Annotated in this window: 19 protein-coding genes, 1 other RNA gene and 1 pseudogene; 9 read left to right on the forward strand and 12 right to left on the reverse strand. The window is 35.6% G+C overall.

From position 1 onward, the window contains the following. Window positions 1-84: 84 nt before the first annotated feature. The 3 genes from BW942_RS05770 to BW942_RS05785 all read left to right on the forward strand — a co-directional run bounded on the left by BW942_RS05770 (window position 85) and on the right by BW942_RS05785 (window position 5649). A complete protein-coding gene (locus BW942_RS05770) occupies window positions 85-1110 on the forward strand; it encodes a hypothetical protein (protein ID WP_000927885.1) in 1026 nt (341 codons plus the stop codon). Window positions 1111-1976: 866 nt separating this feature from the next. Beyond that, window positions 1977-3548: an LA_0442/LA_0875 N-terminal domain-containing protein gene (locus BW942_RS05780; protein ID WP_000769790.1), complete on the forward strand. Its 1572-nt coding sequence runs from the start codon at window positions 1977-1979 to the stop codon at window positions 3546-3548. Between the two features lie 25 nt (window positions 3549-3573). Then, a complete protein-coding gene (locus BW942_RS05785; RefSeq protein WP_000027575.1) occupies window positions 3574-5649 on the forward strand; it encodes a methyl-accepting chemotaxis protein in 2076 nt (691 codons plus the stop codon). A 28-nt stretch (window positions 5650-5677) separates the two neighbouring features. Here BW942_RS05785 and BW942_RS05790 read toward each other — a convergent pair whose 3' ends face one another. The 3 genes from BW942_RS05790 to BW942_RS05800 form a co-directional block, all read right to left on the reverse strand. Continuing rightward, on the reverse strand, window positions 5678-6619 hold the full coding sequence (locus BW942_RS05790) for a tetratricopeptide repeat protein (RefSeq protein ID WP_000010627.1): 942 nt from the start codon (window positions 6617-6619) through the stop codon (window positions 5678-5680). A 51-nt stretch (window positions 6620-6670) separates the two neighbouring features. Continuing rightward, complete coding sequence (hpf, locus tag BW942_RS05795) at window positions 6671-6958, reverse strand: ribosome hibernation-promoting factor, HPF/YfiA family (RefSeq protein ID WP_000701011.1); 288 nt, start codon at window positions 6956-6958, stop codon at window positions 6671-6673. A gap of 164 nt (window positions 6959-7122) precedes the next feature. Beyond that, the gene (locus tag BW942_RS05800) at window positions 7123-7572 is read right to left on the reverse strand and encodes a tetratricopeptide repeat protein (protein WP_001031671.1); all 450 of its coding nucleotides are present in this window, start codon (window positions 7570-7572) and stop codon (window positions 7123-7125) included. Between the two features lie 119 nt (window positions 7573-7691). Here BW942_RS05800 and rnpB point away from each other — a divergent pair. Further along, window positions 7692-8079: RNase P RNA component class A (gene rnpB, locus BW942_RS05805), an RNA gene on the forward strand. A 643-nt stretch (window positions 8080-8722) separates the two neighbouring features. Here rnpB and BW942_RS05810 read toward each other — a convergent pair. After that, a complete protein-coding gene (locus BW942_RS05810; protein WP_000356374.1) occupies window positions 8723-9112 on the reverse strand; it encodes a response regulator in 390 nt (129 codons plus the stop codon). Window positions 9113-9232: 120 nt separating this feature from the next. After that, on the reverse strand, window positions 9233-10942 hold the full coding sequence (locus BW942_RS05815; RefSeq protein ID WP_000348938.1) for a GGDEF/EAL-containing response regulator: 1710 nt from the start codon (window positions 10940-10942) through the stop codon (window positions 9233-9235). A gap of 181 nt (window positions 10943-11123) precedes the next feature. Between BW942_RS05815 and BW942_RS05820 the strand changes: the two genes are divergently transcribed. Next, window positions 11124-12716 (forward strand): peroxidase family protein, encoded by a 1593-nt coding sequence (locus BW942_RS05820; protein ID WP_000604736.1) that lies wholly within the window; start codon window positions 11124-11126, stop codon window positions 12714-12716. Between the two features lies 1 nt (window position 12717). Here the strand turns inward: BW942_RS05820 and BW942_RS05825 are convergent, their stop codons facing one another. Further along, window positions 12718-12888: a hypothetical protein gene (locus tag BW942_RS05825; protein ID WP_000655293.1), complete on the reverse strand. Its 171-nt coding sequence runs from the start codon at window positions 12886-12888 to the stop codon at window positions 12718-12720. A gap of 141 nt (window positions 12889-13029) precedes the next feature. Here BW942_RS05825 and hisC point away from each other — a divergent pair, with 141 nt between their 5' ends. Together hisC and BW942_RS22205 are read left to right on the forward strand one after the other, a co-directional pair. Next, a complete protein-coding gene (hisC, locus tag BW942_RS05835; RefSeq protein WP_000538654.1) occupies window positions 13030-14142 on the forward strand; it encodes a histidinol-phosphate transaminase in 1113 nt (370 codons plus the stop codon). A gap of 808 nt (window positions 14143-14950) precedes the next feature. Beyond that, entirely contained in the window at window positions 14951-15268 is a 318-nt protein-coding gene (locus tag BW942_RS22205; RefSeq protein WP_000263734.1) for a hypothetical protein, read from the forward strand. Here the strand turns inward: BW942_RS22205 and BW942_RS05845 are convergent, their stop codons facing one another. Then, the gene (locus tag BW942_RS05845) at window positions 15269-16540 is read right to left on the reverse strand and encodes a replication-associated recombination protein A (RefSeq protein ID WP_001281336.1); all 1272 of its coding nucleotides are present in this window, start codon (window positions 16538-16540) and stop codon (window positions 15269-15271) included. Further along, complete coding sequence (locus BW942_RS05850; protein ID WP_000449692.1) at window positions 16537-16764, reverse strand: hypothetical protein; 228 nt, start codon at window positions 16762-16764, stop codon at window positions 16537-16539. The genes BW942_RS05845 and BW942_RS05850 overlap by 4 nt, the downstream gene beginning before the upstream one ends. Before the next feature lie 203 nt (window positions 16765-16967). Here BW942_RS05850 and BW942_RS05855 point away from each other — a divergent pair, with 203 nt between their 5' ends. Next, window positions 16968-17336 carry a leucine-rich repeat domain-containing protein gene (locus BW942_RS05855; RefSeq protein WP_000700001.1) on the forward strand — a complete coding sequence of 123 codons (369 nt, stop codon included), beginning with the start codon at window positions 16968-16970 and terminating at the stop codon, window positions 17334-17336. 122 nt (window positions 17337-17458) lie between these two features. Here BW942_RS05855 and BW942_RS05860 read toward each other — a convergent pair whose 3' ends face one another. The 4 genes and pseudogenes from BW942_RS05860 to BW942_RS05875 form a co-directional block, all read right to left on the reverse strand. Continuing rightward, window positions 17459-18079 carry a YqaA family protein gene (locus BW942_RS05860; RefSeq protein ID WP_000200976.1) on the reverse strand — a complete coding sequence of 207 codons (621 nt, stop codon included), beginning with the start codon at window positions 18077-18079 and terminating at the stop codon, window positions 17459-17461. Continuing rightward, window positions 18048-19830, reverse strand: a pseudogene (gene mutL / locus BW942_RS05865) (DNA mismatch repair endonuclease MutL). Before mutL ends, BW942_RS05860 begins: the two are co-directional and overlap by 32 nt. Before the next feature lie 212 nt (window positions 19831-20042). Beyond that, the gene (locus BW942_RS05870; RefSeq protein ID WP_001104074.1) at window positions 20043-21035 is read right to left on the reverse strand and encodes a substrate-binding periplasmic protein; all 993 of its coding nucleotides are present in this window, start codon (window positions 21033-21035) and stop codon (window positions 20043-20045) included. A gap of 508 nt (window positions 21036-21543) precedes the next feature. After that, window positions 21544-23526: an acetoacetate--CoA ligase gene (locus tag BW942_RS05875; protein ID WP_000372281.1), complete on the reverse strand. Its 1983-nt coding sequence runs from the start codon at window positions 23524-23526 to the stop codon at window positions 21544-21546. A 132-nt stretch (window positions 23527-23658) separates the two neighbouring features. Between BW942_RS05875 and BW942_RS05880 the strand changes: the two genes are divergently transcribed. Beyond that, on the forward strand, window positions 23659-24063 hold the full coding sequence (locus tag BW942_RS05880; RefSeq protein ID WP_001083857.1) for a hypothetical protein: 405 nt from the start codon (window positions 23659-23661) through the stop codon (window positions 24061-24063). The last annotated feature ends 688 nt before the right edge of the window (window positions 24064-24751 follow it).

Genomic DNA, 24751 nt, shown 5'->3' on the forward strand with positions numbered 1-24751 from the left:
AAATCATTCCGATCTTTTTTTCAAAATCAAAAATCCAGATTCGATTCGAGTTTACTTTTAAGGATTTTAGAAAAATCTTTAACCATGCTCTTAGTAAAACATTTACAAACGAATTGGAAAGTATTTGTCTTTTTTGGAATTTTATTTTGTAAACCTTCTCAGACCACAATGGGAAATAATCCCTATTATCAGCTCTTTAGAAAACATCCGATCACCCAAATGGAACGTTATTTTTCAATGGAAGGTTGGGAGCAAAGAATCTCTGGACTCAACTCGGAAGAACAAAATTTCGTTCAGGAAATGAATCGAATCGATGGTATTACCGATTTACCAGAAGCGGAAAACGAATTGAATCCTTGGAAAGAACGTCTAAGTACTGTCCGAAAATCTCTACCCAATTCAGTAAATACGATACTTGATCGTTCTCTTTTTAAAGTAATACTTTGCAAAAATTTAGGAAGTAGCGGTCTGAGTTCCTTTGTTTATGATAACACAGGACCCAAAGGTGGAGTAGTCTTTTTGGATACAAAACTATTGAATCAAACCGCAAACGAATGGATCACTCAAAAAGAAAATTCACCTTTTATTTCTGGAAATATCCAAGTTAAGGTGAGAATCGAATCGGACACAAAAGACAAAATTGAAACCGCAATCGAATACATACTGTTACACGAAGTCGGACATATCCTCTCTGTTCAAAAAAAAATTGTGCCTGATTTTAGGGAAGAATATAGAAACTTTAGCGAATTTGAATTTTCAAAAGGAATTTGGAAAACTGAAGACGTTTCTTACTTAGATTCGTTTTTTCCGCTTCGAAAAGAAATCAAATTTTATACATCCAAACCGATTGAACTTTCTAAAAATTGGGATAGTATTTACCCTACTTTAGAAAAAACTCCATTTCCTACTCTTTATTCTGCTACAAATGCTGACGATTTTTTTGCAGACTCTTTTGTATCCTACGTGCATACAAAACTACAAAAGAAGACCTGGAACTTGGAAATCTTTCAAAACAAAAAAAGAGTTTTTAGGATGAAAAACGGAATCCAAGAACCCAGATGCAAAGTACAAAAAGAATATCTAGACAATATCTTTTCGGAAACGTTTTGAAAATGTTATAAACTTATATATGAATTTAACAAATCCAGTTTCAAGTTCATAAACTGTTGAATCCTTGGAAACTACCGCATTTAATTTTTTCATGGAAAGATTTAGTTTTTACACCAAACTCACGTTAGGTTAAAAATTCATAACAAAATTGAAACATCCGTTCAAAACTATTCTTGGATTTATTTTGTAATTATAAAAAAGGATACCCAAATATAATTTTATTCTTAATTTCTAAAAAATGATTCCAGAGACATAACTTGTATCTTTAGAAACGGTCTTTTGAACAGCACCAAGATTTTTTTAGACTATAAATCTTATTTTTTATAGTTACGAATTTGTATTAAAAACTCTAAGAGATAAAAAAATCGTCTTCTTATATAGAACGCAGCGAGTTTCAAAATGGATTCCGTATAAAAAGTTCTCTTAAAAAACGCAAAATTGTCTCAATTCGGTTTTTAGATACACCATCCAATAAAAGTTAAATCGAAAAGATTCGATTCTTTGATTACAAAATTCGTTTTTTATAAAAACTTATATAGAATACCGATTTAAAACTTAACGTGACTCTTTATATTTTCGAAAAATTTTCAAAAACAAAAAAATTAAAAACGTTTTAAGGACAAGCCAAGATATACTTAACGCTCAAAGAAAATAGGTTTCTTAAGATTTACTTTATCCATTCTTTGAATCCGATTCAAAAAAAATAAAAAGTTTTTCCGAGTTGATTCCTAACTTTCTCTTTTATTTTGTTATTTTTTCCGGGGTCGTTTTGAGTCGAAGCCAAAAAATCATAAACTTCGGAAATATTCAATTCTGCTTGAAATTTGAAAAATTAGGAAATAAAAAATTTACAAAGTGGTTAACGTATGAAGCTTAAATCTTATCTTCTATTTTTATTCTGTTTGTTCTTTTGTTTTGAGTCTCACTTAATTGCAGCTGACATAGTACGTTTAAAAAACGGTTCTGTACATCGAGGTAAGATCCTTTTAGAAGATGATGAAAAAGTTTTTCTGGCAGAACATGAAGACTACATCCGTTATATCAGTAAAGATAACGTGGTTAGTATCACGTATGAAAAATCACAGGATAAAAATAAAAATGCATTTTTTGCTTCCGACAAAGAAAAATCTTCAACGACAACTTCTAAACCAGAACGTTCCAATCAGTATTCGGGAATTGCAGCTCCAATAGAAAGAGAACCACCCCATTCGCATCCTCAGGGAACCGATACAACCATAGACGTAACTCACGAAATTGTCACAGACTTTATCTGGAGAGGACTTAGTTTTTCAGGTGAAATGGCCAATCGCCGTAGAAACGAAAGTTATCCTTCTACAACGGTAATTCCTTCTTATCAACCTACCATCAATATCAATACTCCTCTCAAAGGATTTATGATTCAATTTTGGGGTAACTTTCAGCTAACAGATAGAAACGACAAAGATAACGACGGACGTATCCAATTGTTTCCGGGAGGTCCGGGACCTGCTTATCCGGGACAAGGAAATCCATTTACTGCACCAGATCCGGATCTTCTCAATCAAAGTTGTGTATATGACACTCAAAATAATTTAATGAATGGAAACTTATCCACTGGGCAAACCTGCGGTGGATTGGTTCCAAAATCTTATAAAGAACAAAATGGAATGAAACGAGCCGACGGTTTATTCTATGCGTTTTATTATACTTTCGAAAAAACGAGTTGGGGAAAATTCACCGTCGGAACTTGGTTCTACAATACGTTTCACAAAAATCCATCTTATATTTCGACTCCATTAGGAGGTTTTAATTCTCTTGCCGCACAAGGAATTACAAGTTCCAACAATACTTCTAATCAGATAACAAGGCTCGCTTGGCAGGAATACTATATCTTTTGGCAACTTCCGGAAATTTCATTTCTTCCTTTTATTGCTTATCTAACTCCTACCATTTCTTTTTATACTCAGATGAGTCAGGAAAATTCTGGTTTGGCGGCGGGGAAAAATTACCTTTCCCTTTATATAAGTCATGAATATTTTAAAGAGGATTTTTTCAGAATTACACCCGCAGTAAACGTAGGATATGCAATGTCTAATAATATCGTAGATAACCGATACGGAATTCAAGACATCACTAGTAGTTTAACGTTTTATTTTGGAAAATTTTTCATCAAAGGAAACCACGTTTATAGACCTAATCTGTATATGTACGATACGGATAACTACTACGGAGCCACAGGAGGATACGTTAACCGAAATACAAAAGATGGACTGATAGTAGATCCTTCTAAAGTCAATGGTCCTCTCAATCAATTCATATTGGATCAAATAGCAAGTAGTCCTTTAATCCCGGACGCGGGAGACGGTTCACTCAGACAGATGGTTCGAGAATCGTATTTATTGCAGAAAATCCCGGCGCATTTATTTTGGTTTAGCATCGGATTTTCCCACAGTTTTTAAGATACACAAAAAGAGGAGGAAATTCATGAGTATCCGATTTAGAATATCCCTGTATCTTGCCCTTGTGCTTATGGCAGGAAGTATAGCAATCACAGCCATCAATGCAGTTTCAACTTATTTCAAACTAACACAGGATATCAAAGATTCTTCCTCCTTGATAGCATCCAGATACGCTTTCGAAATCCAAGACTTTTTTGACAAGGCATTGGGAGGGCTAAGAGGAATAGAATTCCAACTTTCTCATGCAAGACCTACAAGAGAAGAAACGATCGAATCGTTGAAAGACCTGGCCGATTCGGACCCAAACTACTTCGGAACCTGGTCGGTATTTGAACCCGGAAAGTTCGACTCGAACGATTTACAATATGTAAATAAACAAGGTTATGACTCAACCGGAAGGTTTATTCCATATCTCAATAAGTCCGCCGGTGTAGACAGACCGCTCGTATTGGAACAAGTAGTCTATTACGAAAATCAAGATATGAGTGGATACTTTTATAATATTCCTAAAAAAACCGGAAAAGATTATATCGCAGATCCATTTGCCTATCCGGTATCCGGAAAAGACGTTTTGATGATCTCAGTGGCTAAACCGTTACGCAGAAATGGGGAATTTGCCGGAGTAGTAGGCATGGACATAACCATGAAAAACATGCAGGAGATGATTGCTCCCATACGTCCTTACCAAGGAAAAGGTTATTTAAATTTAATTTCTCCCGGAGGTTTTTATGCAGCGAACGGATTACAACCCGAACTCGTAGGAAAACCAATCCCAGATCCAGAATGGAAAAAACTAATACTAGAAGGAAGTCAGAAACAAGAAATCCAAATCTATGAAAAAGACAATTCCACACATTTTTTCTATTCCTTTTATTTAGGCAATTATGATAAGAAATGGATTTTAGAAGTAAGTGTACCTTACGATATTTTTTGGAAAAATTTATCCATGATCATTTTGGAAACAATTACCACCTCATTAATCACCATGGTCGCGATTCTACTTGTGTTAAATCTAATATTCCAAAAATTGATTACGAATGGAATCAATACAGCGATTTCTTTTTCCGAAGAAATTTCTTCTGGAAACTTAATAGTAGTCAATCAATACGAGCGAAAGGACGAAATCGGAAAGCTTCTTCTTTCTCTCAATCAGATGAAGAATAACATCAAAAAAATCATATTCGAAATCAAAGGTTCTTCCGAATCCCTCAACTCTACCTCCGATAAAATGGCGGAATCTTCTAAAAGTTTTTACGACGTAGCCCAGGAACAAGCATCTGCATCAGAAGAATCTTCAGCAGCAATCGAAGAATTAGCCTCTTCCGCTGAGAACGTAGGCAGGTCGATGGAAAAGGCGATTTCACATATGAAAGATATAGACGGAAACGTAATTCTTTTGAAAGAACAAATCGTAAAAATTAATGAAGAGATGAAATCACTTTCCTTTCTCGCAAACGAATCACAACAACAAGCCGTTACGGGCGAAGGCTCCATGAATCAATCCACAAAAGCGATGGACGAAATTGGAGACAGCGCCTCTAGAATCAACGAAATTCTATCGATCATCACTGATATATCCGAAAAGACAAACTTACTCGCGTTAAACGCCGCAATCGAAGCGGCAAGAGCAGGAGAAGCCGGAAAAGGTTTTGCGGTAGTTGCGGAAGAAATTTCTAAACTCGCCTCTCAAACCTCCAATAGCGTTCAAGAAATAGGACAACTTGTAGAATCTACAAATCGTGCCGTAATGAACGGAACTGGAAAAGTAAAGGAAGCTTCCGAAATTCTTGCAAAACTTAGAAGTTCTGTGGATATGTTCGGAGTTTCAGCAAAAACGGTTTTGGATTCAGTAAACGCTCAAGAAAAGAATACTGAAAAAATTCATAGTAGCGCTAGTTCTCTTATGAATTTTAGTCTTCAAATCGAAGAAGCTGTACAAGAACAAAGACGAGCTTCTGATGAAATTGCAAAAACAATCCTAAGTATTTCAGAAGGAACTCAAGAGATTGCAAGCGGTGCAGATGATTTGACCGGATTTTCTAAAAATATGCATACCCAATCAGAAGGATTATTGCGCCTTATCAATCAGTTTAAGATTTAAGAATATTTAAGAAACGACAAAACCCAGTTTAATCCTGGGTTCCGTTTTGCCTTCTTAGAAAAAAACCAGGATCTACGGAATCTAAAATTCTTTTGGATTCCTGATAGATTTCTCCATACTGCATATTTCTACATACGTCTAAAATTAGACAGGCGTGTTGTAAAATTCTACAACGGATTTTAAAATCGTATAAATCCTTTCTAGAATTTAACGTATCTTTCAAACGAATTAAATTGTTATAATATACTAAAATTTCTTTTTCGGAATAATTTCTAGTCTCTTCGAAAATCCCGCGCTCTGCCAAAACAACCGGCAGAACCTCTTTTAGATCCGATTCATCCTGATAAGAACCTTTTAATTTTTCGACCCAAAAATAAATCGGACCCGATTTCAAAACGGCGAGAGGAGCAACAGAAGGATCTTTTAAAAAGGCTTCTCTAAAAAGAAGGAGGGCTTTTCTTTCTTCGCCGGTTTGAAAAAGTGATTCCGCTCTCAAATAAAGAAACTCGGGAGAATTTTTTTCCACCGAAGAAGAATAATTTAAGATTTCGAGCGCATTTTTATAATCCCTAAAACGAATGAGTTCACGTATCAAACTTAATAACGCAGAAGGATCTTGAAAGTGAAGACCTTCTCTTTGAACCGATATTTTTAATTGATCCACTGCTTCTGATAAAACCGATTCCGAAACCGCACGAAAAGAAGAAGTTCCAGTAAATTTTTTTAGTTCGAACGCGTTTTGAAATTCTGAAAAATATTGAACAAGAATATGGCTTCTATCTCTTCCTTCTTTTGTGTTATGAATCCGATCCAAACGATTATCCCAATAGGAAGATATAAAATAACCAGCAATCGTTTCCGGGTGTTCTGGATCTTCTCCCAGAAGTAAATCGAAAACTTTTTTAGCCTTATCAAAATCTCCGTCTGATAGATGTTGATTAGCTTCTTCGAGTTTTCTGGAAAACGACATTAAGATTCGGGTATTGAATTTGAAATCCGGCAGAAGAACTCCACCGGAGGATTAATGATTCACTTTCTTATCATGATGTTTACTGACTTGTTTAACGATCTTATCTTCCAGACCGTCGATACAAGCATATATATCTTTATCTGAATTTTGTGCGTTGAATTTATTACCATCACCGTGTAGATTCAAGTTTGCAGTGACTTCTCCGTGAATCATTTCGAAAGAAATTTCGAAGGATTGAACCGTATGAAGATATTTTGAAACTCGATCTAGTTTGCTATTTGCGTATTTTTCAGCGGCTTTAGAATGATCTACGTTTTTCCAATTATAATTTATTTTCATACGCTGCTCCGAATTATTTTTGTATTTAGATCTATTAAAATAACAGTATCCGGAGTTTCAGGTTAGTCTTGAAATGAAGAGAGTCAAATCAAAAAAAATCCCGCCCTTTTCAGGGCGGGTCAAATCAGTTAGAACTAGAGATGGGATGAATTCGAGACTTAAAATTATTCTGCTTTTGCAACATTCTCCATATGGATGGAACAAGCTTCTTGGTACTTTTTATAAGCTTCTTCTTCCGCATTGAGAGCAGAATCGATATCTCCGATTTTTTGATAGATAGAAATTACGTTTTTGATGTTCTCAAGCGCAGGGCAATACTTTCCTTGACGGAATTCTGAAATGGATTTGAGATAAAGAACCAAAGCATAACCAGAAGATTCTTTTTCTCCCATCTTTTCACGAACATGAAGGGATTGGTTATAAAGATCGATTGCAGAATGATAATCTCTCACCTTTTGTTTTAAGGTTCCCAAAGCACTGAGTTTATTTGCGAGTTGGGTTTCATTCTGAGGTGTAAACTTATTAAGCTCTTCCTCTACCCTTTCGGCTTCTGGAGTAGCATAAAGTCCGGTAAAAATGCTTAAAAAAAGAGCAATTGCCGCAAACTTGTTCATCTTATCACCTCAATTCCAGTGTTCTTGTATAGATATATGCAAGCAGCGTGCCAAAATTTATAAAGATTCTTTCTTTTTTTCTGGTTTTGTTTAGGCTTTTAAAAAATAGTTAAAATCAAGCATTCTGTCGGATGATCGCGCTTCTTTTTTAGAAATAAAAAGGGTGAGGAAAGTCCGGACACCTGGAAACACGGGACCGGGTAATTCCCGGAATTCTCTATCTTGAGAGTAATTTCAGGATCGAGAATATGGAAAGTGCAACAGAAAAGATACCGCCTTGGTAAAAGGTAAGGGTGAAATGGTGGGGTAAGAGCCCACCTACGATTTCGAGAGAAATCGGGAATGGCAAACCCTCCCGGGTGCAATCTCAAATAGGCAGCCTATTTGTAGTTTCCGCAGGGCTGCGGGTAGAGAGCAAGGACTTCGATCGGTAACTTTCGAAGCAAGATAAATGATCATCCATCTCTTAGGAGAGGACAGAATCCGGCTTATAGACAGAATGCCCGTAGTTTCATTTTTGGATTTTATGATCTCTTTCGGTAATTGTAAATATAGCGTGAGTTCGGCGTAAGGATGTTTTTATAAAAATCTGATTTTTCCATAAAAAGTGAATGTGGGAACTCCCCGACTCGAATCACAAAAAAAGAATGTTTAAAAATTTATTATGTGACTTAATCTGTGGGAACTCTCACAAATCTATATTTTACGGTAAAACTTTGAAATGTAGGAACTACCACAATTTATAAAATAGAAGTTTATAAGAATTGAATCTGTCGTATTCAAGTGCAGGAACTACTACAAAACTTACATTTATCTGTAAAATGTGGGAACTCTCACAAATCACGATTTTACGATTCAATTCTTAAATTTTAGGAACTCATACTTTTAGAAAATTCTTTCTCATTCGAGTTGTTGAAAAATTCTATGCAGCGATTAATAAAACTACTTCAATCATCCATTTCAATACAACGAACAAACGGAAAATTAATTTTTCAATAACCTATTGCTAAAAATGAAATTATTTCTTAATTTTAAATCAGATCAGATGGATGTTCCAGTTTTGCTACGAAAACAAATACCAATCACATACATTCATAAAATACAATATATTATATATATTAATAAAATTTAATATCCTGGCGTTTAAGTTTTAATTACTCAAAGCCGTAGTAATCGTGGAGACCAATTCTCTTTCGTCCCAAGGTTTTTTGAGATAAGAACGAAGGTTAATTTCTTTTTTAAGTGCTTCGATAGAAGAATCGTCCGCATGACCGGTAACGATCACTTTTTGAATGTCAGGATACTTATGATGAACCTGTCTTAAAAATTCATCACCTTTAACGTTAGGCATCAACCAATCAGAAATGATAATTAGAATTCTAACATCTTCATGAACCAATTCTTCGATAATCTGCCACGCCTCACCTGCATCAAGCGCGGTTTCATATCGATAACCTTCTCCAAAGTGACGTTTCACCTGAGACTTCATGCTCATTAGGATCAGAGCCTCATCATCCACAAAAAGAATCGCTTTATCCAATTGAAGTACTCACCCTCACCTAATTCATTCGACTCGCTAAATCGTCAAAAATCGCAAAGCATTAGATTATTTAGAAAAAAAATAATGACAAGCGAATTTTAGAAAAAACGTTTTCATTCTTTAAACAGAAACTTGAGGAATCGGAAAAATTTCAGGCACGGGCTGCATAATATAATATCCCTGACAATATTCCACACCTAAGGAACGAACCGTGTCAAATTCTCCTTTTCCCGCTACAAATTCGGCAATTACTTTTGCTCCGATACGATGTGCCATCTCCGTCATCGCAGAAGTGAGCAGATATGGAGTTCTACTCAAATGAATCCCTTGTATAAATTTACCATCTATCTTAATAAAGTCTGGATCGATTTCCATCAATCTCTCAAAATTAGATTGGTCTACTCCAAAATCGTCTATCGCAATCTTACAACCGGATTCCTTCAATTCCTTTAAGGTTTCAAGTCCTCTCTCCCCTCCACGCAAACGGTCCGTTTCTAAAATTTCTAAAGTAAATCTTTCTGGTACAATCTTATAATGCTCCAAACGACTGATAACCCAAGATGCAAATCCTTTTTTTTCCAGATCCGATTCCGATATATTCACAGAAAAAGAATATTCCGGATACTGTGCAAAATATCGGATCGATTTCTCAATCATGATCGGAGTCAAAAGACGAATGATCCCAGTAGATCTTGCGATCGATATAAAACTTGCCGGAGAATATACCCTATCTCCGTCTTGAATTCTCGCAAGACATTCAAATTTTGTAATCTTCTCTAATGTGTTGTCGTAGATTCCCTGGAAATAAGGTATTACGTTGCCTACGTGTATTGCGTCGTTTAATTTCCTTCCTAAAATAAGATTAATCTGATACTGATCCCCCTCTTCCATTGCCTGCGAATAGTTCATTAGTTCAAGTTCAACGTTTTGAGCCGCATGCATCATCGCTATCCTAGCTTTATAATAAAGAGAATGTTGGTGGGTAGCCACTCCTATAGATACGTTTACGCGAAAAGCAACTCCATCCGCTTGGATATATTCTGATCTAAGAAGTATTCTAAATGCCACCAAAAGAGAATGAAATCTATCCTCATCTACGTTGGAAAGTACAGCTACCTCGTCCTGATAAAGATGAAATAAACTGCCCGAGTCTCCCATAAATGAAGAAAGTGCCGCCAAAAGTTGATTTAGTACTTTATGATATACTCCTACTCCAAAATGATGAGTTGTGGCAGTAGAAGATTCAATTCTAATTACGGCGAGAGTAGACTGGGCTTCTTTAGCCTCCCTTTCTTCTAGTATTTTTCTCAGACTTTCGAAATTGGGACGACCCGTTTCCCGGTTATAAAGTAAGGTAGTTTCTAATTTTCGATTGAGTTCTACAAGGGAAAGATCCGAAAAATAAGATTTTAACGCCTCTCGAATTGTAAGGATCAAATCGTTGGAATCCCAAGGTTTAGATAAATATCTATATAAATTTGCGTGATTTAAAGCGTTACCCACCGCATCTGCAGAAGCCTGTCCGGTAAGCATGATCTTTCGTATATCCGGTTTTTTATTGTGAATTCGAATGAGTAACTCATCTCCTTTTACTCCAGGCATCACTTGATCACATACTACAACCGGAATATCGATCCCTTTCTCTACGTATTCTTCCAAAATTTCCCAGGCAGCTTCAGCGTCTTCGGCGATTTCAATGTCGTAGTCCTTACCAAACGCAAGTTTAAGTTGTTCTTTTAGTCCTCTCAATATGATTGGTTCGTCATCTACCAATAGTATGATTGGCCTAGAATCCTTATTTTCTTCCTGAGAATTTATATTTCCGTCCATTCGACTTTCCTAAAATGGCAATTCGTTTAACGCTACTTTCACGATTATTTCGGACAGAGTCTCTTTTCTAAGAACAGGACCTGCCGAGTTCTTCTATTGACAACCAGGTCTGTAATTCTCTACCCTTCCATATAGGACGCCAATTATTTTTTTATATCTCCGTGAAATCCGGTAGGTTTTAATGATTCTTGTAAATTTTGAAAACGAAAAAGAAATTAGTTTATCCAAGCCCCAGAACCTGTTAGAAATTAGTCTAAACAACGGTATTCCACATACACACGCCTGCGGCGGAAATGCTCGATGCTCTACTTGTCGCGTTTTGGTTTTAGAAAACCCTTCTCATCTATCTCCTCCAGAACAAAAAGAAAAAGAACTCTCTCAAAAAAAAGGTTTTCCTAAATCCGTTCGACTTGCGTGCCAGACAACAGTTTTAGGCGACGTTCGGGTTCGAAGAATCGTTTTAGACGAAGAAGATTATAATCTTACAATTCCAGGATCAGCCACAATTTCAGGAGAAGAAAAAGAAATCGCGATCCTTTTCAGCGATATTCGAGATTTTACTCTATTTTCCGAATCACATCTTCCTTACGATGTAATTCATATACTCAACCGATATTTTTATAAAATGGGGGACGTGATTTTAAAACACGGAGGTAAAATAGATAAATATATCGGAGACGGACTCATGGCTCTCTTCGGAGTTAACGGTGGTTCTCCTCAAGAAATTTGTATCTCCGCTCTGCGTGCCGCCAAGGAGATGGAGTTAGAACTCTACTCCCTTAACGAATATCTAAAGTCTCATCTTCATACTTCGTTCCGTATCGGCGTAGGAGTACATTACGGAAATTGTATATTAGGACAATTGGGTCATCCTGCAAATATGTCTTACACGGCTATCGGTGATTCCGTAAACATAGCGAGCAGAATCGAATCTAAAACCAAAAAATCGGGCGCTTCCGTTTTGATTTCCGAATCTCTCTACAAACAAGTAAAAGAAAAAGTTGTCAAAGGCAGAGTTTTTTCCGCACAACTCAAAGGAAAAACCGGAAATTATAAACTCTATGAGATTCAGGAAATTTTGGAAAAAGTAGATGCGAATCTCTGGGAAGAAGCTAAAAATTCTCTCCGAAGAATCATACTTGTTCGAGAAGTAGGAAGTTGGTTAAAACTAGTTTACCATCTCTCTTGTCTTTTTGACGAAAATCAAAACTGGATCGGACTTTCTGCTGCAAACTCTTTTCAAAAGTTTTCCAAACTTCCGGAAAACGGAGATTTGGTTCAAAATTTTTATCAAATCAAAGATACGTTTAACGAACAATTTCAAAACTCTTTTTCCTTTGCAGACCTTTTAGCTCTCGCCGGTGCAGTCGCTATCGAAAAATCAGGTGGCCCAAAAATCCCGATTCAACCTGGAAGAAAAGATCGATTGTTAAGCGAAGTATTTCAAATTCTTCCACTGAGTATGCAGACTCAAAAAGACCAACTCCCATATCTTCAAAAAATGAAACTGGGAATTAGAGATATAGTCCTGATTTCAGGAGCGCGTACAATCGGATGGTTAGGCGGGGAATCGTTTACTTCGAACCCTTATAACTTTGATAATAGTTATTTCCATGTTCTTCTCAAAGCGGGATTAGAAGGTCCATTATTGATTCCGAACGATAGAGAACTTTTGAAAAACGATGAATCCAGAGCCTTTGTGTTGGATTACGCCCTGGATCCTTCTAAGTTTTTCGAAGACTTTACTTCTACATACTTAAAACTTACAAGTTAATCTACAAATCGTCTTCTAACGGGAAAAGTTCTTGAATTTCATTTCCCACGAGGCGATCAAAATTTTCGAACGACTCTAGTATTTCTTGCATTAAACTATCTCCGTCTAAAAGATCTTTTAAATATTCCAGATCTTTTTCTTTATTATCTCCGTGAAACAACGAGTCTTTCATTTTTATCACCAAGCTCTCTAACGAATACCCGGAATTAGAAGAAAAAAAATTTCGGAATATAACGAACGAAAATATTTTTTTCCGGAGTTTGATACAAATGGATTCTTAAATCGATTTCCAAAATTTTTCCCATCCAAAAGCATGGGAGTGATGATTCCATTTCGATCTATATTGAACTCTCTCAAAAGTTACGAAGCCGGAAAACCAATCGAACTTGTGGTTCGAGAATTCGGAATTGATCCAAATCGTATAATCAAATTAGGTTCGAACGAAAATCCTTTCGGTTGCGCAGAATCCGTTATGGAAGTTGTTCGACAAGCGATTTCCAAAATGTCTTTTTATCCGGACGATTCTTATCTAGATTTAAAAACTGCGATCGCTTCCAAGTTTGATCTTACCACTGATCGTATCATTCCGGGAAATGGAAGCGACCAGGTTTTAGATTTTGTTTGCAGATGTGTTTTAGATCAGGGAGATTCCGTTCTGATCAATCGAATTACTTTTGCGATGTATAAAATTTACGCTTTGCAATGTGGAGCAAAAATTCATTCCACAGACAGCGTTACTCATGATTTAAACGCGTTTTTGGATCTGGCAAAATTGATTCGTCCTAAGATTATTTTTTTGTGCACTCCTTCCAATCCCGCAGGAGATGCACTTTCTAAATCTGACGTTTATGAATTTTTAAGTAAAATCTCTTTAGATACGTTAGTCGTAATTGATGCGGCTTATATGGAATTTGGAAAAAAAAAGGATCCGAATAAATTTATCCCTGCGAAAGAAGTTACCGATCTTTTTCCGAATGTTTTTTATACTGGTACCTTTTCTAAAGTTTACGGACTGGGCGGAATGAGAATCGGGTACGGGATCGGAAATCAAGAATTGATCTCCAATTTATATAAGATGCGCCCTCCTTTTAGTGTTACCAATCTTTCTGCTCTGGCCGCCACGGAAGCTCTCAAAAATGAATCTTATGTGGAATCATATCTAGAAAATAATTGGAATGAAATGAAACGATATGAAAAATTTGCCGCCGAACAAAGTATAGAGTTTATTGATTCTTACGCAAACTTTATTACATTTTTTGCAAGAAAGCGCGGTAAATCTTCTTCCGAAATTGCCCATTCCCTTTTAAAACAGGGAATTATTCTACGAGACTTAAAAAATTATGACCTAAATGCACTTAGAATCACAATCGGTAGGCCGGAGCAAAACGATCTAGTTTTAGAAGCTTTAGAAAAAGAATTTCATTAATAGGGACAGACGTTTTATAATTCAAATGTATTAAAATAGCTCCAAAAATCAAAGATGATCTTATAAAGAAAAGATGCAAAAATTCTTAAAAATTAATTATAGCTTGGCTTTTTGAATAGATCCCACATTAACGTTTGAAACAAGTTCGTTAGAAAATTGTCCAAATAATCCTGAACGTTAATTCGATATAAGAAAATCAGGAAATTTTTTAAAAGCAGTAGTTCCTACAATTTTAAAATCTACTGTTAAATCTCAATTGTGGTAGTTCCCACACTTTCAGAACCTACTGTTAAATCTGGATTGTGGTAGTTCCCACACTTTCAGAACCTACTGTTAAATCTCAATTGTGGTAGTTCCCACATTTTCAGAACCTACTGTTAAATCTCAATTGTGGTAGTTCCCACATTTCAGAACCTACTGTTAAATCTCAATTGTGGTAGTTCCCACATTTCACACTGGCACTAAAATGGACATCTCAAGCAAATCTCTTACGCCAAACTTATGTTAAGATTGTTAAAAGTCGTAAATCTTACAATGAGCATCTAGGCCTAGGAACTCCCATGTTTTTTAAGAATTTAAAAATGATTTATTCTATTCTATTCTATAATTTTAATACAAGTTTATAGATTATAAAAAATCCATGTGATTTATCAAGAGGAAACAAAACCAAAAAGAGTAATCATCCAGTTAAATTTCTGAATATAATTGTAGTTTTACGACTATCACTCAATTAAAAATTCATTTTATAAAAATTCCCAAAAGCCAATATTGTTAGATCTCGTAATTTGACTGGCGTACAACTTTTAAAATGTGGGAACTCATACTCACCTTCTACTCAAAATTCACCATTCTTAAATCGAATTATAATTTTCTCTTTAAAAAAAGATTCAGATTTTTACCAAAAAGAACGAAACATTTATTAAACCTTGCCGGTCTTACGACCCAAGAAGGAAAAATGTTCAATTCTGAATATAAATATAAAAAAACAAAAGAGCCGACACAACACACGACGGTGTACCGCCAAAATTCGGACTCAAATCGGAATTCAATCGAATTTGACCTAGAAAATTTAGAATCCAAAACCAAACAAATCAGAATCGTTCGTCCAGAACTCTATGATAAATAATTAATTTCCTTTTTTCCAGGGAGTTTTTTCCCAAATCTTGTCCAGATATTCTTTCAATTTTAATTCCGCTCCGTTCCCAGTTGGAAAATAAAACTTAGGCGGATTTTCGGCAAATTCATCCGGGAAATAATTTTGTTCCTTAAATCCCCCAAAATCGTGAGGATAAATATAATCTTTCGAAGCACCTTCTTTTTTATGCAGAAAGGTAGGAGCGTTTCGAAGTCGGTTCGGAATTTTGATTCCAGTTCCGTACTTTCGAACAAAAGCCAAGGCTGCACCAATTCCCTTATAACTCGCATTCGATTTTGGACAAGAGGCTAAAAATGTAGTCACGTGAGCAAGAATCAACCTTCCCTCCGGCATCCCAATTGCATCTAACGCGTGTAAGCCGGAAACAGCAAGGGGTAATCCATTTACGGAAGCGTTTCCTACGTCCTCACTCGCGAGAATGATCAACCTTCGCATAATAAAAAGTGGATCCTCCCCTCCTTCGAGCAAAACTGCTAAATAATACAATGCCGCATCAGGATCACTTCCTCGCACCGATTTGATAAACGCAGAGATCACGTCGTAATGAGATTCTCCACTTTTATCATATTCGATTACACGACTTTCTAAATATTCTTCCACATCCGATTTAGAGATAGTATGATTTTCAGGAAAACTAAAACTCAAACCTTCTAAGTTAGAAAGTAATTTTCTTCCGTCTCCTCCCGAAAAACGAATTAGAGTTTCCTTTGCATCTTGATTTAGATTTATAGAATATTCTATATTTTGAATTCCTCTTTCTAAAAGAGAAGACTGTTCCTCTAAACTCAAAGGTTCTATTTTAAGAATCTGACATCTGGACAATAGAGGTCTTGTGATTCGAAACGCTGGATTTTCGGTTGTAGCGCCGATCAATATCAAATGCCCGGTTTCCACTCCTTTTAAAAGACTATCTTGTTGAGACGCACTAAAACGATGAATTTCATCCAAAAACAGTAGGATGGTTCCTTCGCGTTCTGCCCTTTCCAATAATTTTTTGATCTCTGCCACTCCAGTAGAAACTGCATTGTATTCGACAAATGGAAGGTTCCATTTTCTGCATAGAATTCCGGCTAACGTTGATTTTCCAGTTCCAGGTGGCCCGTATAAGATAATAGAAACCGGAAATCGATAATTGGCGAGTTGTTTTGTCGCTTTAGACTGTCCGATTACTTCTTCAAAACTGGAAGGTCGTATTTTATGGGCGAGGGGTGGGATCGGTTTTTTGGTAAAAAGATCGCTCACAAAAGTTCCAATTCATTTTTGATCTTACGAAAACAAGTTCGTATAGTCGCGTTACATACGTCACAAGCGCTATGACAACAGACTAAAGATTGTTCTCTAATATTTCCCTGCAGTATGTTTTCAATCAATGCCTGAATACGAATCGGAAGATCAAACAAATCCAGGTTTTCTCTTATGATTTCCTCTTTCGTTTTTGGAAATAGATTGGGTTGATTAGTTTCCAATTGAGATCTGCCTTTGAGTACAGAATATTCTTTTCTTTTGTTTCCGAAAACTCAAATTTTTTAATCTCGAATTCAAATTCAAACTTTTGATTTTTGTAAAGGACCGTTACTTTAGAAAAAGTACACTATAACAAAATAGAAAAGACGATTGAACAATACGCGGATGACAAAAAAGAAAAGATTTTTTTAATGACTCAAAAATTATGAAAATCATGAATTTACAAAAAATAGGAACCTTAATCTTTCTTTGTTTTTTGAGCCAACTCAAAGCCGAAGAGAAAGGTCACTATCAAAATCTAACCAAGGCTCTTAAAAATCCAACGGATGTCCAAACTTTAGATTTAAGTAATAATAAGCTAATAACTCTTCCAAAAGAAATTGGACAATTGAAAGAGTTAGAATGGCTAAGTTTAAGCAAGAATCAACTCAAAACTCTTCCTAAAGAAATCGAAACTTTGAAAAAGTTAGAAGAATTATTTTTAGATGATATACCCGTTTTAAAGTCTCAAGAAAAAAAGATTCAGAAATTACTTCCCAAGGCGCAAATTGACTTTATCGAAATAAAAAAGTAATGACCTAACGAATTACATCTGCTATTTTATGAATGTGTTTTATTATTAAAGACCTGATCGTGAAGTTTTGGACAAACTCTGCGTGTTTTTTTAAATTTAGAATATTATGTTATGAAAATATTTTACATTCCTCCGCTTACCCATCCAAATTGAATTAGATAATAAAATACGATAAAACGCGGAATTCTAAATAGACACCCTTTAAAAAACAAAGAATATTTCATTTTCATCGCCCCAGCCGCAAGTGATACCCAAGAATATGGAAGCGGGGTCAAAGCAGCCAAAACAACCGCCCAAAATCCGTATCGATGCAGATAGTGTTCCAACTTCTGCTCATGTCTTTTTACAAAGGTAGAAATTCTTTCCATCTTCGGCAAAAGAATCCTTCCCGTTAAATAAGAAACACTCCCTCCGATTAAACTTCCAATCGAAGCCGATACGATTACAAGTACTGAATTGAGTTTTCCGGCCACTGCAAACATTAAAAATACGTCTGGTGGTATAAATACGTGCAGAGAATCTGCAAGCATAATTCCCACTCCTACCCCAAACACTCCCGTAATTTCTATAAACTTCTGGGATACAACAAGCACAGGTTCCGGAAATACTCTTGCAAGAAAAACTACTCCTAATACGAGAATCACAATTCCGACTAACGTTTGTCGAAATAATTTTCTTACAACTCTATCCGGTTCTTTTCCGGTAACTTCTTCATTTTCTGTGGAACATTCTTTCGAGGTCATCTCTGCTCAACTTTACTAGGGTAGGCCTTCCGTGTGGACAACGGGATGGATTTTCGCAATAACTCAGTCTATTTAAAATTTCCGCCAAGATAGGATCGGAAAGTTGATCCCCTTTTTTAATCGCGGATCTACAAGCCACACATTTGGCCATAAGGTCGTATAATTCCGGTTCGCTGGTTTCTTTTCCTTCGGTTCTATTTAAAAAGTCAAGTACAATTTCTTTTTCTTGTCCTGGCTCCATATAAGCAGGAATTTCTCTTAAAACTATACTGTCTTCTCCTAAAGGATCTAAGAATATTCCAACTTCCTCATATTCTTTTTTTCGATTTAAAATGTCTTCTTGTTCCTGTTTAGATACGTCGATCCGAATTGGAGTCAATAATGGTTGAATTCCGTAATTTCTTTTTTCTAGTTTTCTTAAAACTTCTTCGTATCGTATTCTTTCGTGTGCGGTATGTTGATCTATAATATAAAATCCGTCCTCGGCTTCTGCAAGTATAAACGTTTCAAACAATACTCCGAAATGTTTTTTAGGTACAAAGGAAGAATGTTTTACCCTCTCATCCGTCAGTTCAGATAAAGAAACTCCTGGCCCCATTCGATCCAATTCAAATCCCTCCTGTTTGGAAACTCCGGAAAAGAGTTCACGACCTAACAAAGGATTTTTTCCAGAAGAACGAGCTTGGTAAAAAGAAGTAGTAGAATGAGTTTCAGGAGCCGGTTTTAAGAGTCGTTTTTTCAACTCTAAAAAACTGACCGGAGTGCTAGATCTAAGTTCCTTTTGAATCAGTGCGAGAAAAAATCCGTTAAATCCATCCTCATCTAAAAAACGAATTTCTCTTTTTGCGGGATGTACGTTTACATCTACTCTGGACGGATCAATTTCAAAAAATAAAAAACAATAGGGATGTCCGTTTGGAGGTAATAATTCATCATAAGCTTTTTTTAATAGAACAGAACTATATTTGATCTCAATCGGCCTTCCATTGATAAATATAAATTGTCCGGTTCGATTAGACTTGTAGAAGTCAGGATCACTAATATAACCCGTGGCTTGGATTCCTCCCCGTTCTAGACTTACTTCTAATAGATGATCTCTAAAATTCTCACCGAATAAATCTATAATTCTTTCTTTTTTATTTTCTCTAGTTGGAAGAACAAATACTTCTTTTCCATCTTGAAAAAGTCGAAAACGAACGTCCTCTCTTGCAAGCGCTTGGGTGGTAACTCGGTCTCTGATCTTTTTATCTTCGGAGCGAATGGATTTTAAAAATTTTCTTCGAACGGGAGTATTAAAGAATAATTCTTCTACAAGTATTTTAGTTCCGATAAATCCAGGGATTTCTTCTTTTTCGGAGATCTTTCCAGCAACAGAACGAGTCTTCCAGGCTGTTTTCTGTTCCTTTGTGCCGCTCTCTAACGTTAGTCGAGATACCGAAGCGATCGAAGCTAAGGCTTCTCCTCTAAATCCATAACTCAATACACTTTCTAGGTCTTTATTAATCTTGAATCTTACTCGTAGCATGTCTTTTTAGAGCGGGCTCTAAATCTTCTGGTTCAATTCCGGTTCCGTTATCTGTAATTCTTAAAAGCGAAAGTCCTCCGTCCTTGGACTCTACATCCACCTGAGTGGCACTCGCATCCATAGAATTTTCCATTAGTTCTTTGACTACAGAATGAGCAGATTCTATGACTTCTCCGGCCGCAATTTGATTGATTAGTTCCGGGCTCAGTTCTTGAATTTTTCCCATGGATGTTTCCAATGTCGGAACTATTCTCAAACCTGTCAAGAACGGGATCTATCAATTCTATTAAAATAAAATTGTTTCAACTTGATCAATCAGTAACAGGTTCAAAACAAAACTTTAAAAAAGTTTTTTAGATTCGGAAATAATTGTATTTTTTAGTTTTTATTTAAAGAAGGCTCTATAAAATGAATTTTTTACTTAATAGTAATGAATACTTATGGTGCAAGAACCCATTCCGATTTATTAAAATACTTATCTTCCATTTCCCTAAGAATTCCAGTCCGACTCAACTCTTGTAAAAAGAATTCAAAATTTCTAATAAACAAAATGTCCCCCTGAGGAAAAGCCGCACTAATATCTTCTCTTTGCACCGGTTCCAAAAGTGGCCTAAAATTAGAAGCGATCGATTTGTCCTTAAGGATAAGACTTTTGATATAAAATGAATCTGCGACTAAACAATTTGCGGTTCCGTTTTTGACTGCTTCCCAAGCGGAAGATGTGTCTACATAGGTAAAAATTCGATTGTTTTTGAACTTCTTTAAAAGATACTCGTGACGATTGGAAAAAGATCGAACTGCAAATGTAACTCCACTCAAATCAGACAAATCGAGAATACTTCTGAAACTTTGAGTCGTAATAATGTTCCCTTCCGGAGGTGGTGGTAAAGCGGATTTTCGAATCAAAGCAGCCGGAGTTGCTACTAAATAAGCCCCACTAAATTTTAGTTTTTTAGATCTTTCTAAATTACTAGAAATTCCGGATAATGCAATATCCGCTTCTTTATTTTTAATTGCTTCTGCAAACTCGTTGAACTCCGGATAAGAAACAAACTTATACTTTACTCCTAAAAAATCTGCGTAGGCTTTTCCTAATTCGTAATCAAACCCCGGATACCCTTCTTTTGAATTTGGGATATAAAACGGTTCATAAGAAGGATCTCCTGCAACTTTAAGTTCTCCTTTTTCCAAAATTTCTTTGAGTCTAGAAGAATTATAATATTTGAATGTATTTTCTTCTGCTTGTAAGCAAAAATATCCGTATAAAATGCAAAACGAGCCTATCAAAACAAGTCTTTTCCAAATTCCATTTTTCAGATTGATTTGAAAACGGTTTAAAACGTAGAATGGTGAATAAAACTTACTAGATAAATTCTTTTCTAAAGTATATTGTATATTTTTTTTAATGAGAAACAAATGTTTCCAATTCATTTCGGCTCCTCCTGTTTATTCGTTTTCTTTTTTTACTCAAGAATTATAAAATAAAATACTCAGTATTTTGCGTTGAAACAGTGTTTTGCAATAAAAAATTATGGTATTCAATTTAATAGAGATCACTGGGATTTTTTTTAAATTCAACTAAAATAGACATTTTATATTCACACAATAGATTCTATTTCCAATATTATATTTGAAAAGTATTTTTGGATTTTGATTTTTCAATCTTAGATGATTACGTCGTTTTAAAACGACAACGATACTATAAATAGAGTTGTTGAAAAATTAATTCTCCATTTGTGTCCGTTGCATTGAAATGGATCATTGAAACAGTTTTGCTAATATCTATTATAGAATTTTTCAACAACTCTATTTTACTAAAAAAGACCAATCGTTAAGAATCTATCCCAGTTTTGGGACAGAGAATTCTAAGTTCTTTCTCTAAAAAACTCAAAAATAAATACAATTTCATGTGTCTTCATATAAAATACATAACTTATTTCTAATCCTCTTTTAATTCCAAAATATTTTTATAATATTCTAAACTTTCCGGGTTACTCAAGGCTTCTTTGTTTGTGACCGGTTCCCCTTGTATTGTTTTTTTGACAGCGATCTCTACTTTTTTCATATTGATCGTATAAGGAATGTCTGCGACCTCAAGTATTTTAGAAGGGACGTGTTTCGGAGAAATTTTTTCTTTAATTTCTCTTTTTAAAGTTTGAACGAGAGAATCTTCCAATTTTTTTCCAGGAATCATTTTCAAAAATAATACGATTCTTACGTCCTCTTTCCAATCTTGACCGATGATGACAGAGTCCGCGATTTCTGTAAAAGTTTCAATCAGACCGTAAATATCCGAGGTTCCGATTCTTACACCTCCCGGATTGAGAGTTGCATCAGATCTTCCATAAACCACAAGCCCGCCGGACTTTTTTAATTCCGCAAAATCTCCGTGACACCAAACCGATGGATACGATTCAAAATAAGCAGACTTATATTTTTTTCCTTCTGGATCTTTCCAAAAATAAAGAGGCATAGAAGGAAAAGGTTGTTTGCATACGAGTTCCCCTTTTTGTTCTATTACGGATTTTGCAGATTCGTTCCAGATCTCTACGTCCATTCCAAGACCTCTGCATTGAATTTCTCCTTCATAAACTGGCAAGATCGGATTCCCCAAGGCAAAACATCCGTTTAAATCCGTTCCTCCCGAAATAGAGGAAAGTTGAAGATCCTTTTTCCAATGTTGATATACGTATCTAAAACCGGACGTAGTAAGAGGAGAACCCGTAGACAACACGGTTCTTATAGTGGAAAGATCAAAATCCTTGGGTTGAAATTTAGATTTTTCTAATGTAAGAATATACTTGGCACCTACTCCAAACACGTTGATTTTTTCTTCGGAAGCGATCTGAAACAAAATTTCCTGTGTGGGAAAAAAAGGATTTCCATCAAACAACACTAAGGTGGCCCCAATCGACAAGGAACTTACGAGCCAATTCCACATCATCCAACCACACGTAGTATAATAAAAAATTCTTTCTCCTGGTTTTAAATCGCAGTGAAGCGCCAATTCTTTCCAATGATTGAGAAATACTCCAACTCCTTGAACCATACATTTAGGAAGACCAGTCGTTCCAGAAGAATACATGATATAAACCGGATGATCAAAATTTGTCTGATAAAAATTAGGGGAGGCTCCTTCATTTTCAAAAAGAACAGTTTCAAAAAGATGAATATTTTTTTGAGGATAGTTTTCAGGCAGAACCGTTTTTGTACGATTCTTAAAATGTAAAATTCCATTTTTATAATCAGATACGATGACCGCTTCAATAGACGGTATAGATTTAAGAATCTGAGTCAAATTTTCGGCAAGAGATAAGTCCTTACCTTTGAAAGAATATAAATTCGTAGTAAATAAAATCTTAGGTTCAATTTGACCAAATCGATCTAAAACACCTTTTACTCCAAAATCGGGAGAACAAGAACTCCAAATCGCCCCGATAGAAGTAGTAGCCAACATTGCAATTACAGTTTCAGGCACGTTAGGCATCAGACCTACTACCCTATCTCCTGGAACCACTCCTCTTTTTTTCAGATCCGTTGCAACCGCACCTACGTAAGAATATAATTCCGCATAACTTACTTCTCTTTTAGAGCCGTCCTCACCTCTATAAATTAACGCAGGAAAAGAATCGGTTCTACGAAGTAGATTTTCCGCAAAATTCAGTTTCGCTCCTGGAAAAAATTTGGAATCTGTAAAATTCGATCCACTTTGATACACAAGATCATATTTTTGACTATGGACAACTTCTGAAAATTCCCAGATACTTTCCCAAAATGATCCGATCTCATTTACCGACCAAACTCTGAGTTCTTCAAACGTAGAAAGAGAAAGATTCTTTTTTTCTTTGAGAAATTTTATATATCGAACCAGATTAGAAGACTCAATTCGATCGGAGGAAGGTGTCCATAACTTTTGATCCATGTAAAACTCGATTTCGTTTTTTAGCTCTCTATATCATTTTTTTAGAAAGCTAGGGTCAACATGAATTTTGATTGAGGAACGAACCGCTCCGTTTATGTTTTGAAAAAACAGATCTGAACAAGAGAAATTCAATTGAACTCATTCGAACATATCCATTTTGCCGAAGTCATTTTAATTGTATCTGGAATTATTTATACACTACACGGATTGATCCATCAATTGATCGTAGGAGCCGCCGTAGGTTTTTTTCAATATCCGGAAGAAAGACAATCCAGATTGATCCTAATGATGTGGATCACTACAGGAGCGTTTATGAGTTTTTTAGGATTTCTTCCAGCAATTCTAATTTTATTTTTTGGACCACAACCACCAGTCATTGCAACTTTAATAGCGGAAACGATCGCGGTTGGATTTTTATCACTTCATATATTTCTTTCTGGATATAAAACCCATACACAACCCATCAAGATCGGATTCTTTTTAAGTTTAGGTTATACGATCATCTTGGCCGCTTATCTTTTGAATTTTTGGATCTAGATAAACTTTTAAATTTTGGCGCTCCTGCGCCCAGTAAAACAAAAAATAAAAAAGGCGCAGGCCGGGCTTGTTACGCGCTTCGGCTAACGCCTACGGTCGCCTTTTGCGACTGCTTCGCACGCTCCACATCCCTAGCGCTTGTGACAGATAAAATTTGATCTGATATACAATTAAAATGAGTTATTTCAAAAAACTGTAACCACTAAAAAAATCTATCTACAAATTTGAATAATACATAGATACATTCAAAAAAATTAATTTAATGTTAGCTTGATGTAAGAAACCCATGATTCTGAAAAAAATTGGAATGGGAACTCTACAGATTGATTTTTTCAATGTAAGAACTACCACTCATTTCCATTTAGAATTTAGACAATTCTCTCTCGCCTGAGTTTGAGAAATCACATAGATTATCCAAAACAATTTTAGAACGTGGAAGTATTACAAAAATCAAATTCTAAAAAAGATAAACGATTTCTGTGGGAACTACTATAAAATTTAAGTTTGTCTGTAAAACAATGTGGGAACTACCACAAATCACGATTTTACGAACCAATTCTAAAATTGTGGGAACTCATACTTTTAGAAAAGTTTTTCTTAAGCCGAACTCACGTTAAAATTGGATTTAAATTTTGATGATGGACGTAAAACTGCAAAAATCTATTGTACGATGATTCTTTTTATATTA

This window comes from Leptospira interrogans, assembly GCF_900156205.1.
Classification (GTDB): Bacteria; Spirochaetota; Leptospiria; order Leptospirales; family Leptospiraceae; genus Leptospira; species Leptospira interrogans.